This window comes from Curtanaerobium respiraculi (genome assembly GCF_024609215.1).
GTDB classification, from domain to species: Bacteria; Actinomycetota; Coriobacteriia; order Coriobacteriales; family Eggerthellaceae; genus Curtanaerobium; species Curtanaerobium respiraculi.
This window is the reverse complement of the sequence record NZ_JANIPD030000001.1, coordinates 405,528-420,134: the sequence shown is the minus strand read 5'-3', so window position 1 is coordinate 420,134 and position 14,607 is coordinate 405,528. Positions and strand designations below refer to the sequence as shown.

The 14,607-nt window shown below is 63.0% G+C and carries 11 protein-coding genes; 7 read left to right on the top strand and 4 right to left on the bottom strand.

Features of this window, described 5'->3' with window-relative positions; genetic code table 11:
* Positions 1–81: 81 nt before the first annotated feature.
* Positions 82–1,734: an FAD-dependent oxidoreductase gene (locus NOV21_RS01805; protein ID WP_283169935.1), complete on the bottom strand. Its 1,653-nt coding sequence runs from the start codon at positions 1,732–1,734 to the stop codon at positions 82–84.
* 66 nt (positions 1,735–1,800) lie between these two features.
* Positions 1,801–2,364: an alkyl hydroperoxide reductase subunit C gene (gene ahpC / locus NOV21_RS01800; protein WP_283169934.1), complete on the bottom strand. Its 564-nt coding sequence runs from the start codon at positions 2,362–2,364 to the stop codon at positions 1,801–1,803.
* A 94-nt stretch (positions 2,365–2,458) separates the two neighbouring features.
* On the opposite strand from ahpC, the gene NOV21_RS01795 reads away from it, so the two are divergent.
* The 3 genes from NOV21_RS01795 to NOV21_RS01785 all read left to right on the top strand — a co-directional run bounded on the left by NOV21_RS01795 (position 2,459) and on the right by NOV21_RS01785 (position 3,695).
* Positions 2,459–2,857 carry a Fur family transcriptional regulator gene (locus tag NOV21_RS01795; protein WP_283169933.1) on the top strand — a complete coding sequence of 133 codons (399 nt, stop codon included), beginning with the start codon at positions 2,459–2,461 and terminating at the stop codon, positions 2,855–2,857.
* 335 nt (positions 2,858–3,192) lie between these two features.
* Positions 3,193–3,414, top strand: a complete 222-nt coding sequence (gene relB / locus NOV21_RS01790) for a type II toxin-antitoxin system RelB family antitoxin (protein WP_283169932.1) — start codon at positions 3,193–3,195, stop codon at positions 3,412–3,414.
* Complete coding sequence (locus tag NOV21_RS01785) at positions 3,411–3,695, top strand: type II toxin-antitoxin system RelE family toxin (RefSeq protein ID WP_283169931.1); 285 nt, start codon at positions 3,411–3,413, stop codon at positions 3,693–3,695. Before relB ends, NOV21_RS01785 begins: the two co-directional genes overlap by 4 nt.
* A gap of 150 nt (positions 3,696–3,845) precedes the next feature.
* On the opposite strand, the gene NOV21_RS01780 is transcribed toward NOV21_RS01785, so the two are convergent.
* Together NOV21_RS01780 and NOV21_RS01775 are read right to left on the bottom strand one after the other, a co-directional pair.
* Positions 3,846–4,505: an HAD family hydrolase gene (locus tag NOV21_RS01780; protein WP_283169930.1), complete on the bottom strand. Its 660-nt coding sequence runs from the start codon at positions 4,503–4,505 to the stop codon at positions 3,846–3,848.
* Positions 4,506–4,570: 65 nt separating this feature from the next.
* Positions 4,571–8,296 (bottom strand): phosphoribosylformylglycinamidine synthase, encoded by a 3,726-nt coding sequence (locus NOV21_RS01775; protein WP_283169929.1) that lies wholly within the window; start codon positions 8,294–8,296, stop codon positions 4,571–4,573.
* A gap of 251 nt (positions 8,297–8,547) precedes the next feature.
* Between NOV21_RS01775 and NOV21_RS01770 the strand changes: the two genes are divergently transcribed.
* The 4 genes from NOV21_RS01770 (at position 8,548) to NOV21_RS01755 (ending at position 14,522) form a co-directional block, all read left to right on the top strand.
* Positions 8,548–11,880, top strand: coding sequence for a SpaA isopeptide-forming pilin-related protein (locus tag NOV21_RS01770; protein WP_283169928.1), 3,333 nt, complete (start codon positions 8,548–8,550; stop codon positions 11,878–11,880).
* 81 nt (positions 11,881–11,961) lie between these two features.
* Positions 11,962–13,293, top strand: coding sequence for a hemolysin family protein (locus NOV21_RS01765; protein WP_283169927.1), 1,332 nt, complete (start codon positions 11,962–11,964; stop codon positions 13,291–13,293).
* 34 nt (positions 13,294–13,327) lie between these two features.
* Entirely contained in the window at positions 13,328–14,101 is a 774-nt protein-coding gene (locus NOV21_RS01760) for a PspC domain-containing protein (RefSeq protein WP_283169926.1), read from the top strand.
* A complete protein-coding gene (locus NOV21_RS01755; RefSeq protein ID WP_283169925.1) occupies positions 14,094–14,522 on the top strand; it encodes a PspC domain-containing protein in 429 nt (142 codons plus the stop codon). Before NOV21_RS01760 ends, NOV21_RS01755 begins: the two co-directional genes overlap by 8 nt.
* Positions 14,523–14,607: the final 85 nt, after the last annotated feature.

Here is a 14,607-nt window from a genome sequence, read left to right as displayed (position 1 = left end):
AATTTCAAGGGGATGGGTGCAAAAAAGGCACGCACCAGCCTGGAAGGCGGGTGCGTGCCGGCGAGCGCGAGATGTTGGCATCTACGCGGAAAGGAAGTCGAGCAGCTTCGAGAGGTTCTTGCGGCCGAATTCGACCTTTTCGCCATCGTTCACGATCAGGCAGGGGACGCTCATGACGTTGTATTGGTCGCGAAGCGTGGGGAAGCGCGCCGCATCGTACACCTGCGCCGTCACGTTGTCGTTCAGGTTGGCGATACGCTGCGCTGCGACCACGAGGTCGGGGCACATGGTGCAGGTGGGGCTGACGAGGATCTTCATGTCGATCTTATCCGAAATGCCCTCGACCCTGTCGCGGTCGCCGCCGCTCATAGGCTGACCCGGCCCCGCGGCGTTGTAGAGTCCCAGTACGAACGGGGTGAACTCATGCCCTGCGGGTACGCCGTGGAATGCCAGGCCGGTCCACGTGCCGTCGGCGCGCATGATCTCCACCTTGGGGAGGTCGTCTCCCGTCGCGCCGGCAACCTCATCCATGTCGACCTTATCGGTGAGGGAGGAAAGCTCGGTCGCGTACGCGCGCAATTCTTCGGCCTGCTCGGTCCCGTCGAGCGAGAGCCTGAGCACGACGGGGTTCGCCATGCGGGAGAACATGCCCTTCAACTGGGCGACCATATCCGGGGGGAACAAACGGGAAGCTTGGGCGGGATCCGCCTGCCCTTCGTTGATCGATGCACTTCCCCTCGGTTGATCCTCTGTTTTGCGTTGGGGCTGCTGCGGTACGTATCCCACTCGCTTCTGGGCGTCTTGAAGATAGCGCTCCATCTCCGTCGCCGTGGCGGCGGCGTCGCCCACGGCTGTGGCGACCTGGCGGAGCGGCTTCTGGCATACGTCTCCGGCTGCGAACAGCCCTTCGACCGAGGTCATATGATGCTCGTCGGTCAGCACATAGCCCTGCTCGTCGGTTTTGGCGATGCCCTTCACCAGCTCGGTGGCGGGAATGTATCCTGCCAGCACGAACAGGCCGAACGAACCGCCGTCCTCGGGGCGCCATTCCGCGGTCTCCCCGGTCTTCGTGTTCTCGAACACGGCGCTGCGCAGTGCGGCGTCGCCCGAGACGCTCTTCACGCGGGTATTGTACCGCACGGAGATCTTCGGATGGCTTTTCGCCTGCTCTGCGGCAGAAGCGGCGCATGAGAAGTCGTCCTTGCGCACGAGGATGGTCACGTGCTTGGCATATCTGGTCAAGAAGACGGATTCCTCCGCAGCCGCATAGCCGCCCCCGACCACCAGTACCTCTTTGCCGGTGAAGAATTCGCCATCGCAGGTGGCGCAGTAGGCGACGCCATGGCCTTGGAATTCCTCTTCGCCGTCGAATCCGACGTGGCGCGGATTTGCCCCCGAGGACAGAAGCACGGCGAGGGCCTCGACATCGCCCTTGTCGGTATGAACGACCTTGACGTCAGAGTCGGTATCCAGGCCGGTGACCTCCGCCACCTTGAATTCGGCTCCGAAGTTTTCCGCTTGCCGGCGCATGGTGTTCGTGAGCTCTTCGCCGGAAGCGCTCAGGACGCCGGGGTAGTTCACCACTTCGTTGGTGATGGTTATCTGACCGCCGAAGCGATCCTTCTCTACGACAAGCACGCGATACCGTGCGCGTGCGAGATACAAAGCGGCGGTGAGGCCTGCAGGTCCACCGCCGATGATCGCCGCGTCGTAGAGGTTTTCTTTGCTTTCCATGAAAACCTCCTCATAAGGAGGCCGCAACCGTGGGATTGCGGCCGATCGAAAATGCGTAAGGGGTTATTACAGCTGGCCGACCAGATCGAGGCTGGGGGCAAGCGTCTCGGCGCCGGGCTGCCACTTCGCCGGGCAGACCTGGTCGCCATGCTCGGCCACGAACTGGGCTGCCTGCAAGAGGCGAAGCAGTTCGTCCGCGTTGCGGCCGATGCCGCCTGCGGTGATGAGCTGGACCTGGATGGTACCTTCGGGATCGACGATGAAAGCGCCGCGCTCCGCCTGGCCGGCGTCCTTTATGAGGACCTTGAACATCTTCGCCAGCTTATGCGCGGGGTCCGCCAGCATGGGATAGGTGACCTTGCCGATGCGTTCGGATTCGTCGTGCCATGCCTTGTGGGTGAACTCGGTGTCACAGCTGACGGAGTACACTTCCGCACCTGCAGCTTGGAACTTCTCGTAATTGTTCTGGAGATCTTCCAGTTCGGTCGGGCACACGAAGGTGAAGTCCGCGGGGTAGAAGAAGAACAGGTTCCACTTTCCCAGGACGTCTTCCTTGGTGACGGTCCTGATGTCACCGTTCTGATAGGCCTGCACGCTGAAATCCTTGATTTGCTTGCCGATGAGGGACATAATCTGCTCCTTAAGGGTTGCCTTTATTAATAACAGTTCCTATTATTTATAATTGATACAGGATGTCAAGAGAAAAATTATGGAGGAATTTGGAATGGTCAAACGGAGGAGCACCCGGCAACGTCAAATCGTCCTCGATGCCGTCCGGGGGCTCGATTGCCATCCCACGGCCGCGCAGGTGTACGAACGCGTGCATGCGCAGGACAAAAAGATCAGCATGGGCACGGTGTATAGGAACCTCAACCTGCTCGCAGAGGATGGGAGCATCCTCGTCGTGAAGACGGGCGACGGTTGCAGGTACGATCATCGCGTCGAGGGGCACGGGCATATCGTCTGCAGCGTTTGCGGGGCGGTGGACGACGTCCCCATCCCCTACGACGCGCAGGCGGATGCGTTGGCGGAAGATGCGTCGGGCTATCGCGTGACCGGGCATGCCACCCTGTTCGAGGGGGTGTGTCCCGCCTGCCAGAAACGGAAAGCAGAGGAGGGGTAGGTTCGTGACGGCCAACCGTATTGTTTGTCACATAACAAGCTTGAGACAACCCTATACGGTCGTCCGTCAGTTATGTGACAAACAATACGGTTGGCCGTCACTCGCCTTGGCCGCCTGCGGGGATGCGCTGATTCTCCAGGCGGCATGTTGTTTATGGCGCATGCATCTCCAACCGGTATGCGGGGTACCCGAACATTCTCGGAGTCGATAGATTCTACTCAGGGAGAATCAAACATCTCCTTTTGGTTTCCTGCATGTCCATTTTCAACAAAAGAAGATCGTGGTATCTTGAAAAGTACTACGATGTAGCACGTTGATTGGAGGAGTGGATGGCCATGAATGCGACGGCGATCCGGTTCGCTCCGGAAGAGCGCGATTGGATCCAATCCTACGCCGATTTCGTCGGAAAGAGCTTTTCCGAAGTCGTACGCGAGTCCGTTTTGGAGCGCATCGAAGAAGCGGCCGATTTGCAGGCGTACGAAGAGGCCATAGCGGAGGATGACGGCGCGACGTACACGATGGACGAGGTTATGCGCATGGCCGTGATGTCCGATTGAGCTACGCGGTAGAGTTCTCCGGGGCTGCGGTGAAGGATCTGAAGAAGATTCCCAAGAAGCAGCGATTGATGATCCTCTCGTGGATCAACGAGAACCTTTCCGGCTGCGAGAATCCAAGGAATGTGCACGGGGGCAAGCGGCTTCAGGGTACGGAAAGCGGCTGGCGTTGGCGCGTCGGTTCGTATCGGATACTCGGGAGGATATTGGACAATGTGCTGGAAATCAAGGTCGTTCGCGTAGGCCATCGGCAGGGCGTCTACGGCAACCTGCCGAACATGTAATGTGGCGTGACGGCCAACCGTATTGGTTGTCACATAACAGCTTGAGATAACCCCATCCGCATCTCCTCACGTTATGTGACAACCAATACGGTTGGCCGTCACGCGCTGAAGGGACCCCTCTCGGGTATCCGGGTGGTATGGAATTCGATGCTATTCGGCGGGAACGAGTTCTGAGAGGGAGCGGACGATCATGGTGGCTGCTGCGGCAAGGTTTTCGTAGGCGCCGGTTTCGTTGCAGTCATACGCGCCGATTGCGCGGATCCCCATCGACTCCATGACGCGGATCGCATAGACGGCATCGTCGAATCCCCAGGTCGTTTCAGGGGTTGAACCCATAGTCGCCATGGCGTGCTCGTAGATCCCCGGCTCCTGCTTGCTCGTGTTCAGCTCGTCGGTGGTGCAGATCTCGCGGAGGTATGCAGTCAGCCCGTTCCGCTGCAATCCCGCCCGAACGTAACGCAGGGGGCTGCTGGTGACCACCGTGCAGGGTATGCTCCGTTCCCCTGCATAGGCGAGCAGATCGCGTGCCCCGGGTTTCGCCCCCACCTCCGTTCGGTACAGGTCCAACAGCATCTCGTCTTCCATGCGAAGCACGTCTTCGGCGCTCCGGCCTATTCCATACCGTTCGTGGAAGATGCGCGCTGCTTCGGTGATGCTGGCGGCTCTGAGCTCTTCCAGCTGATCTTCGGTGAACGTGGCCCCTGCGAGCCGTTCGAGTTCCGCTTCGCAGGCGTTCCACGCAGGAATGGAATCGAGCAGGGTGCCATCGCAGTCGAATATGAACCCGCGGGTGCCGGTGAAGATGTCCATGTTTTGAATTTCTCCCTCGTTCCGCCCGGCGGGACGGGTTCCATGTCCCGCCGGGCATCAAGCTTCTAGTCGGTGAAATAGCCCACGCCGGATTCGAACAGCGGTTGCATCGATTGGCCGGGGAAGTTGGCGTACAATCCGGTTCCGTTGCGCTCGGTGTGGCCCATCTTGCCGAATACGCGCCCGTCGGGGCTCGTGATGCCCTCGATGGCCCATGCGCTTCCGCTGGGGTTGTCTTCCCAGTTCATGCTAGGGGCGCCCGAGGCGTTGACGTACTGGGTCGCGATCTGCCCCGCGTCTTTCAGCCGTGTGAACAGCTCGTCGCTCACCACGAATCGGCCTTCGCCGTTGCTGATCGGCATGGTATGCACATCCCCGACGTTGCAGCGGGACAGCCATGGAGAAAGATTGCTGGCCACGCGCGTGCGCACCAGGCGGCTCTGGTGTCGGCCGATGCTGTTGAAGGTGAGTGTGGGGCAGCTGGCGTCCATGGGGCGGATGTTGCCGAAGGGCACCAGCCCCAGCTTCACGAGGGCCTGGAAGCCGTTGCAGATACCCAGCATCAAGCCGTTGCGGTTCTGCAAAAGATCGAGCACCGCTTCCGTCACCGCCGGGGCGCGGAAGAACGCGGTGATGAACTTCGCAGAGCCGTCGGGCTCGTCGCCGCCGCTGAACCCGCCGGGGATCATGATGATCTGGCTCTCATCGATCGCCCGCACCAGCGCCTCGGTGCTTTCCGCAACGGCCTGCGGCGAGAGGTTGTTGATGACGAGCGTCTGCGGGATAGCGCCCGCCCGCTCGAACGCCGCGGCGCTGTCATATTCGCAGTTGTTGCCCGGGAACACGGGGATGACCACGCGCGGCCTCGCAATCGTCCCATTGAAGGTGAGGGGGAGGTGCGATCCGCTCGAGACCGCCTCCGTCTCACCCGCGCGGTTGCGGTACGGGAACACCGGCTCGAGCTTGCCCTCCCAGGCTTTCTGCAGCTGGGCGAGGCTGATGGATTCGCCGCCGGCAACGAACTCGTAGGCGGCGGTGGTCATGCCGATTTCCCTGATGGAGAGCGTCCCCTCGGCCTCGGGGACGTCCGTGCCGCAGGCGAGCTCCACGAAGAAAGAACCGTAGGCGGGCGTGAACAGCTCGTCGGGGTCCTTGGCCTGGTCGAGCGTGATTCCGATTGCGTTGCCCAGCGTGCTCTTGAACAGCGCTTCGGCGGCGCATCCATAGCCCGGGGTGGTCACGGCGAGCGCCAAGCCCTCTTCGATGAGGTATTGCACGACGTCGAAGGCGGCCATGAGCCCGCTCGTGTCGGGCAGCAGCCCCCCCAGGGAGTACTCGGGGCGGATTTCGATGACGCGATGGCGCGCCCCTTTGAATTCGGGGCTCGTCACGCGGTCGATCGTGCCGATGCCCGTGCAGAACGAGACCAGGGTGGGCGGCACATCCAGGTCCTCGAACGACCCGCTCATGCTGTCCTTGCCGCCGATGGCGCCTACGCCGAGGTCGACCTGGGCCATCAGCGCTCCGAGGAGCGCGCTTGCTGGTTTACCCCAGCGCTCGGCATCGTCGCGCAGCTTTTCGAAGTATTCCTGGAAGGTGAGGTAGGCGTTCTTTATCTCGAAGCCCGAGGCGATGAATTTCGCAACGCTCTCGACCACGGAGAGATACGCGCCAGTGAAGGGGTCCGCCTCCATCAGGTAAGGGTTGAAACCCCATGCCATGCCGCTGATCGTGCGCGTCTCGCCGAACACGGGGAGCTTCGCCGCCATGGCCAGGGCGGGCGTGAGCTGGCGCGCCCCGCCGAAGGGCATGAGCACGGTGCCCGCGCCGATGGTGCTGTCGAATCGCTCGGACAGTCCCTTCTTGCCGCAGACGTTCAAATCGCGCACCAGGGAATTCATGCGCTCCTCGACGGTGTTGCCCTCCCATGTGCGCTCATAGGGGCGCGGGGCCGCAAGATGCGCCTTCTGGAATTTGGGCGCGCCGTTGCTGTTCAAGAATTCGCGGCTCAGGTCGACGATCATCGTGCCGTTCCACACCTCTTGCATACGGCCGGTGTCGGTGACCTCGGCGACGACGGTTGCCTCCAGGTTCTCCTCACGAGCGTAGGCGAGGAACTCATCCACGTCATCCGCTGCGATGGCGCATGCCATGCGCTCCTGGCTCTCCGATATGGCGAGTTCGGTGCCGTCGAGGCCCTCATACTTCTTGGGAACCTTGTCCAGGTCGATGTAGAGGCTATCGGCCAGCTCGCCGATTGCGACGGACACGCCGCCCGCCCCGAAATCGTTGCAACGCTTGATCAGACGGCAGGCGTCCCCGCGGCGGAAGAGCCGCTGGAGCTTGCGCTCGACGGGCGCGTTGCCCTTCTGCACCTCGGCACCATCCTTTTCAAGGGATTCCTTGTTGTGCGCCTTCGATGAGCCGGTCGCCCCGCCAATGCCGTCGCGGCCGGTGCGTCCGCCCAGCAACACGACAACGTCGCCTGGGGCGGGCACCTCGCGGCGGACGTGGTCGGCGGGGGTGGCAGCCACCACGGCGCCGATCTCCATGCGCTTGGCCACATAGCCGGGATGGTAGAGCTCGTCCACCTGCCCGGTGGCCAGGCCAATCTGGTTGCCGTAGCTGCTGTATCCCTCCGCAGCCGTGGTCACGAGCTTGCGTTGGGGGAGCTTGCCCGTCAGCGTTTCCTCCACCGGAGCCAGAGGATCGCCCGCGCCGGTGACGCGCATGGCCTGGTACACGTAGCTGCGCCCGGAAAGCGGATCGCGGATGGCCCCGCCGATGCAGGTGGCGGCCCCGCCGAACGGCTCGATCTCGGTGGGATGGTTGTGCGTCTCGTTCTTGAACAGGAACAACCAGTCCTGGTCCTCGCCATCGACATCCACAGTCACCTTGACGGTGCATGCGTTTATCTCCTCGCTCTCGTCGAGGTTTTGGAGGATGCCCTGGTCCTTCAGCCATTTGGCGCCGATCGTCCCCATGTCCATCAGCGTCATGGGCTTGTCCGTGTGGCCCAGCTGCTCGCGCATCTTCAAATACTTCATGAAGGCGAACTGGATGATCTGGTCATCGATCTTGACCTCCTGCAGCTGCGTGCCGAAAGTGGTGTGGCGGCAGTGGTCCGACCAATACGTGTCGATCACCTTGATCTCCGTGATGGTGGGGCAACGGCCCTCGCTGGCGAAGTGGAGCTGGGCGAACTTGATATCCGCGAGGTCCATCGCCAGGCCATGGTCGGCGATGAATTCCCCCAGCTGCTTCTCGTTGAGCGTGTTGAATCCATCCAGGACCTCGACGGGCGCGGGATCGGCATAATCGTTCGCCAAGGTCTCCGGAGTATCCAGCCGGGCTTCGCGGGCTTCCACCGGATTGATGACATAGCGCTTGATTGCGTCGATATCCTCGCGGGAAAGCGCGCCTTGCAGCAGGTACACCTTCGCGGCGCGGACCAGCGGGCGCTCGCCCTGGCTGATCAGCTGCACGCATTCCGCGGCGCTGTCCGACCGCTGGTCGAACTGTCCGGGAAGAGGCTCCACGGCGAATACGTTGGCGCAGGGGAGGCACTCGTCATGCAGGCTGGCGTACGTCACGTCGCTCTGCGGTTCGCTGAACACCGTCGGGATGCAGGCGGCGAATAGAGCATCGTCGATCCCCTCCACATCGTAGCGGTTCACGAGGCGCAGCCCCGTGAGGCCTTTCATTCCTAATATGCTCTGCAGCTCGTGAAGCAGTTGTTGGGCTTCCACATCGAAACCGGGCTTCTTTTCCACATAGATACGGGAAACCATGACAGTCCTTTCCGGGGTGCAACCTTGAATGAAGCCAATGGTACACCGGCTCATCACGTTTGCGAGCAGGCTCGAGGTAAATGCGGGGATTTTCTGGGGATGCCCTGCGTATGGGAAGGAGGCGGCCGAAGAGGGGGTTTCGACATGCCCACGCGACGCATCCGGTGCGCCCCTTGCCGATGCAGGGCGGGATGGCGCGGGGAATGGGTCGGGTAGGTTCGTCCCACCGGTATTCCGATGAGGGGGAGGCTATGGACGAGCGGGAAAAGCGATGGAGGATCGGGCGGATGGCCGTGGCGCTTGCCCTGGCGCTGTGCGTTGCGGGCGCCTTCGCGTGCATGGCAGCCCCCGCGGAGCGGGCATGGGCCGCTCCGCCCGCCGCCAACCAGGGGGATCCGAAAGCGAACGGCGACCTGTACTGGAGCGATTATTTCCAAAGCTACGTGCTCGCGGGTTTCCGGGCAACGTTGTACGAGACTCCCGACGGGGGTGGATACGATGACGTTCCGTTCGAGTACCCGGCGTTCCTGACGGCCTCGAACGCCGCGGGCAAGGGGAACTTCAAAGGGTGGGGGTATTCCAACTTCGCCTATTCCTATGTCGATATCGCCAACAAGCGATCTATCGAGGTTTCCGCCCTTCCCGACCGCGGCCATTGCTGCCAGTCGAACAACGACACCACGACCTCCGCTCCGCACGTAGCCGTGCTCGTCTTGGATGAGACGGAAAGCGGCTGGGATGCATCCCACGCGGTGTACCACGGGGTCTTCGTCCTGTACGTGAACAACGAGGTCGGCAGCGGCACGGGCGACGAGTACGACCAGGCGACGGTGGGGTGGGCCAAGGTCGAGGGGTACTGGAGGGCCTACGGCTCGTTGGATATCGCGAAGGTCTCGGCGAACGACTCGATCACGAAGGGCAACGGATGCTATACGCTCGCGGGGGCCCGTTACGCGGTTTCCCGCGCGGACGACGGCGAGGCCTGCGACACGCTGGTGACCGATGCTTCGGGCAAGGCGCGGTCAAAGCCCCTGCCGGTCGGGACGTACACCGTGCGGGAAACGGAACCTCCTTCGGGGTACCGCCTCGATGCCTCGACGTATACCGTCGAGATCGAAGCCGGCGGGGTCGCCCACGTGAACGGCGGTTCGGTAGCGGATGCTCCCGCGGGGCAGCCGGTGGAGGCATTGGTCTCGAAGGTGGATGCGCAGACCGGCGGTTCCGCCCAGGGCAACGCATCCCTCGCGGGGGCGCGATTCGCCGTGAAGTACTATGCGAATATGGACGGCGACGCCTCGGGCGAGCCGACGCGGTCGTGGGTCTTCGAGACGGATGCCGCCGGCAGGGCGGCGTTCGATGAAAGCCATCTGGTGTCGGGCGATCCCTTCTACCTCGATACCGGCTATCCGGGCGCCACGGGGCGCCCCATCCTCCCCCGGGGAACCGTGACGATCCGGGAGATCGCCGCGCCCGAGGGATACAACCTCGACGACGGCTGCGGAGGACCCGCGCCCACGGCCACGTCGCTTGTGACGGGCGATGACCCCGTCACCTTGGTTGCGGGCAACTCCCAGGCAGATTCCGTGCAGCGAGGGGATTTCCGCGTCATCAAGTCGGGCGAGGTCGACTTCGACGGGAACGACCCGCAGCGGCCCGAATCCGTTTTGGTGGCGGGCATCCGGTTCCAAATCATCAACGCGAGCGCCGCGCCGGTGGTCTCCCCCGAGGATGGAAAAACGAAAATCGCCCCCGGCGGTGTGGTGTGCACCATCGTCACCGACGAAAACGGGTACGCTTCGACGCGGTCGGGTAAGGAGGTCAACGGCTGGAGCGTGCCGAAGGGATGGTCGGGAGCGCTCGCCTGTGGCACGTACGGGGTCCATGAGGTCATCCCCCCGGCGGTTCAAGCGGATTACCGGGAAAGGCACGGTACCGAGCTGCTGGCTGCACCGGATTGGCGCATGTCGATTCCGCGCGAGGGCTGCTACGCTCCCGCCGCGTTGGTCGAGGACAAAATCCCCCAGACCCCTCTGAAGATCGTCAAAGTCGATTCCGAAAGCGGCCTGCCGGTTCGCGGCATCTGCTCGTTCCGCCTGCTCGATGCGAACGGTGATGCGGTCGTTCACACCGCCCGCTACCCCGAGGAGCGCTCGGAGGAGGTATGGACGACGAACGCCGACGGGGAGGTCATGCTTCCGTTGATGCTCAAGCAGGGCACGTACCGCGTGCAGGAGGTGTCGGCGCCACGCGGCTACGCGCTGGGGGAGGAAACAATTTCCTTCGGGGTGCCCGCCGAGTACCGCACCTGGGACGATCCGCTCGTCGTGGAGTTCGCGGATGCTCCCCTCAGGGGTTCCATCGAGATTGCGAAATCGGATGGTGCGGGCTCGCCGCTGGCGGGGGCCTGCTATGCGGTGCAGGCGGCGGAGGACATCGTCACCCTCGACGGGGAGGTTCATGCGGTGCGCGGCCAGGTCGTCGCCAACCTGACAACCGATGCGGCGGGCGCGGCCCGCGCCGACGGCTTGTACCTAGGTTCGTATGACGTCTACGAGGTGAAGGCGCCCCAAGGCTATGCCGTGGACCCTGAGACCCACCGCGTCGAAGTGGGCGCCTGTGCCGAAGGGCCGCAGAAGGTCGGTGCTCGATGCTCGTTTTCGAATGAGCCCACGACATTCCGGTTGAAGAAGGTCGATTCGGCTGCGGGCACCCCGCTTCCGGGGGCGGTATTCCGGATATGGACCGACGATGGCGCGTACGATGAGCGGGTTGCCACCGATGGGGCGGGCGTGCTCGAGGTGAGCCGGCTTGCCCCGGGGACCTACCATGTGCACGAGGAGGAATCCCCCGCCGGCTATTGGGCGGATGGCTCCCAGAGCCGGGACTTTTCCTTCACCGTGGACGAGCGGGGGCTCATCACGTCGCGCGAACGCGGGATCGCATCGGGGTCCTCGCTGGAAATCGAGCGGTCCAACGCTCCGGTATCATTGGGGACCACCGCAACGGTGAACGGCGGCCATGAGGGCACGCTCGGCACGAACGTACGGCTCGTCGATGTGGTGGAGTACCATGGTTGCGTGCCGGGCGAATCCTATACCGTGCAGGGCTCGCTTCATCGCGCCGTCGAGGATGACGACGGGGCGATGAAGGATGGAGGGGAAATCGCCGGCTCCGACGGAGAACCGGTTACCGCCAATGCGACATTCGAAGCGGAGCAGGCGGAAGGCGCCGTCGAGGTCGTATTCGAATTCGATTCGACTGCGATGGAGGGCGCATCGGTCGTGGCGTTCGAGGAGATGTTCCACGGCGACGAGCTCTTCGCATCCCATGCGGACATCGACGACGAGGGGCAGACCGTCGTCTTCCCCGTCGCCGTGGGCGTTCCTGCCCCCAAGGGCCCAAAACCTCCCGTTCCGGAAACCGAGCTGGCGCAAACGGGCGACGAACTGCTCCGCCTAGCGAACCCGATCGCTTTGGCGGCAGCGGGGTCGCTCGCCTTGTGCGCCCATGCGGTACGGCGTCCGCGCCGCCTTCTCCGGCGACGCAGCCTTTCCGTTCCCCGTCCTTCCGGTGTTGATAAATAGTGAATGCGGGGGTAGCGCCGTCCGAACGTGAGAAAATTGCGGTGTGGTATCGTTGTCGCCAAAAGGAGAAGCGCAACACACATGGACATAGCCATACCGATTACTTTCTCGATCGTTCTCATTTTGGGCAACGGTTATTTCTCGGCGGCGGAGCTTGCGGTGGTGAGCTCGAAGAAGATGCGCTTGGAGCAAGCGCGTGACGAGGGCAATCCCCGCGCGCAGGCGGCGCTCGAGGTGGGCGAGGATTCGGATGCCCTCTTCGCGACGATCCAGGTTTATATCACGCTGCTGGGGTTCTTCGCCAGCGCCGTTTCCGCCACCACGCTGTCAGGACCCTTCTCGGCGTGGATGCGCAGCTTGGGCGTCGGCTGGCTGACCGATATCTCCGCGCCCTTGGCGACGGTCATCATCACCCTCATCGTCAGCTACGTGACCATCGTCGTCGGCGAGGTGTTCCCCAAACGGTTGGGGTGGGCCCATCCGGAGGCGGTGAGCATGGCGCTTGCCCCCAGCCTGAAGGCGTTCAGCCTGATAGCGAAGCCCTTGGTCAAATTGACGGCAGGATCGAGCGAAGCGCTTGCGCGCCTGTTCCATGTGGGTTCGCCCGAAGACCACAACGCGGTTTCGGAAGACGAGATCAAGGTGCTCGTGGCGGACAATGAGGATCTGCTCCCCGACGAGAAGCGCATGATCCACGAGATCCTCGACATGAGCGAGACGGTGGCACGCGATATCATGACGCCCCGCACCGATATCATATTCGCCGAGGACAACGAGACCGTGAAGCAGACGCTCGACCGCATGCGCGGAACCGGGTACTCTCGCCTCCCGGTGTTCCACGAGAATCAAGACCGCATCACCGGCGTTGTGAAGTTCAAGGACCTCCTGCCGGCGGTGCTGGATGACCGCGAGGATGACCTGGTGGGAGATTACACGACCGAGGCGTTCTTCGTTCCCGAGACCAAAGATATCTTCCCGATGCTCTCCGAAATGCAAACGAACCGGCAACAGATGGCCATAGCCGTCGACGAGTACGGTGGGGTCAGTGGTTTAATCACCATTGAAGATATCGTCGAGGAGATCGTGGGAGAGATCGTCGACGAGACTGACATGGAAGGCCGCTACATCACGCGGCTTACCGATACGGAATGGCTGGTAGACGGCAGCCTTCCGGTGGAGGACGCGGTCGAGTCCGGGCTTCCGCTGGTGGAGTCCGATGAATACGAGACCATTGCCGGGTGGCTCATCGATTTGATCGATACGATTCCGCAGGTGGGCGAAGACTTCGAATACGAAGGCTATCGCTTCACCGTGCAGAATATGCGCCGCAATCGCATCCAGGTCATTCGCGTCGAGAAGCTTTCCCAGCCCGAATCGGCGCATGATGGCGCCGAGGGTGACTCCTCCAAATAGCCTGCTCCCATCGGCGCAGGTGGGAAGGGAAGGAATGCCGCAGCGGCGCGCGCATAGCCTCTATCGGTCGAACGACGGCCCCATCAGCGGGGTATGCGGGGGTATTGCCAATCATTGGGATGTGGACGCCACGTCCGTGCGGCTTCTGGCGGTCGCCTTGACCGTGCTCAGCTGCGGGTTGGCCGCGTTCGTCTACCTCGCCCTCTGGCTTTTGCTTCCCCGGGAGGCCGATGTGTGGTGCCCCGTCGATGTCGCGCCTGATCAGCGCTCTGCCGCCTGCGGAGGCACCGGTGGCAAAAAGCCGTTCCACGACCGCAAGGCGACGGGGATCCTCATCGCGCTGCTTGTCGGGCTCGCCGTGGTGTCGGCGGCCGCGACCCTGCTGCTTTCACGGGTCATCATCGGCTTTCCCGCGGTGGGGTTCTGGGCGCTGTTCGCCATCGCGCTCGGAGTCGTGCGCTTGGTGGTCCCCGGCCGCTCCGGGTATACGTTCATCGGCACCGTCGAAGGCGGGACATTGGCGTTCCTCGGCCTGGTGACGCTGCTCGCCCTGTCCGGCGTCATCTCGCTGCGGGTGGACGAATGGTTCGATCAGAATTGGCCCCTGCTTCTCATCTTCGCCGGTTTGGCCCTCCAATCGCGGGCGATCGATTCCCGGGCGATGGCGGTCGCGGCATTGTCGATCATGGTGCTGTTCTGCTTCATCGGCCTGGTTTTCTACGTCGACATCGGCCCCGCCGCGCACCATCTGGGCGCCGGCCCCATCGGAATCACCATCCTGTCTCAGGACGGAGCGCTCAATGTCTAGGCGGTGGGAACGTTACACGCGCAGGCAGCGCTCGCTCTTGGCCGTGGGCGCGGCCATGGTGGCCGCAGGCGCCGCCGCGATGCTCTTCGTGTATTCGGGCGTATGGTGGTGGTGGCTCCTCGTCGGCATCGCGTTTTCGATCCTCGACCTCGTGTTCCCCTGCGCGCTCGTCGCCCTGGTGGTCTACCTGGTCTGGGCATGGAGGTCGGGCAAGTTCTCCCGCGCCGCCACGGGCGATCGGGGCACGCTCCGCGCCAGCACGGTCGATCGTCGCATCGCCGGGGTATGCGGCGGTATCGCTGAGTACCTGCACCTCGACAGCATCGTCGTCCGCATCATCGCGCTGCTGCTTTTCATCACGAGCCCCCTTCTCACCTCGTTTCTGTACCTGCTGCTCGCGCTCGCGCTTCCCCGCTATTAGCCGCCTCGGCTGCGGTGCGCCCAAGGGGGTTGACTCCATGGGGCGCGAAGTGCGGCCGCGGCTGCCAGTCCCCGTGCGCTATACT

Bases quoted from the DNA above. Each gene is read 5' to 3' on its own strand.
- NOV21_RS01805 (WP_283169935.1), bottom strand. From the start codon at position 1,734: ATGGAAAGCAAAGAAAACCTCTACGACGCGGCGATCATCGGCGGTGGA.
- ahpC (WP_283169934.1), bottom strand. From the start codon at position 2,364: ATGTCCCTCATCGGCAAGCAAATCAAGGATTTCAGCGTGCAGGCCTAT.
- NOV21_RS01795 (WP_283169933.1), top strand. From the start codon at position 2,459: ATGGTCAAACGGAGGAGCACCCGGCAACGTCAAATCGTCCTCGATGCC.
- relB (WP_283169932.1), top strand. From the start codon at position 3,193: ATGAATGCGACGGCGATCCGGTTCGCTCCGGAAGAGCGCGATTGGATC.
- NOV21_RS01780 (WP_283169930.1), bottom strand. From the start codon at position 4,505: ATGGACATCTTCACCGGCACCCGCGGGTTCATATTCGACTGCGATGGC.
- NOV21_RS01775 (WP_283169929.1), bottom strand. From the start codon at position 8,296: ATGGTTTCCCGTATCTATGTGGAAAAGAAGCCCGGTTTCGATGTGGAA.
- NOV21_RS01770 (WP_283169928.1), top strand. From the start codon at position 8,548: ATGGACGAGCGGGAAAAGCGATGGAGGATCGGGCGGATGGCCGTGGCG.
- NOV21_RS01765 (WP_283169927.1), top strand. From the start codon at position 11,962: ATGGACATAGCCATACCGATTACTTTCTCGATCGTTCTCATTTTGGGC.
- NOV21_RS01760 (WP_283169926.1), top strand. From the start codon at position 13,328: ATGCCGCAGCGGCGCGCGCATAGCCTCTATCGGTCGAACGACGGCCCC.
- NOV21_RS01755 (WP_283169925.1), top strand. From the start codon at position 14,094: ATGTCTAGGCGGTGGGAACGTTACACGCGCAGGCAGCGCTCGCTCTTG.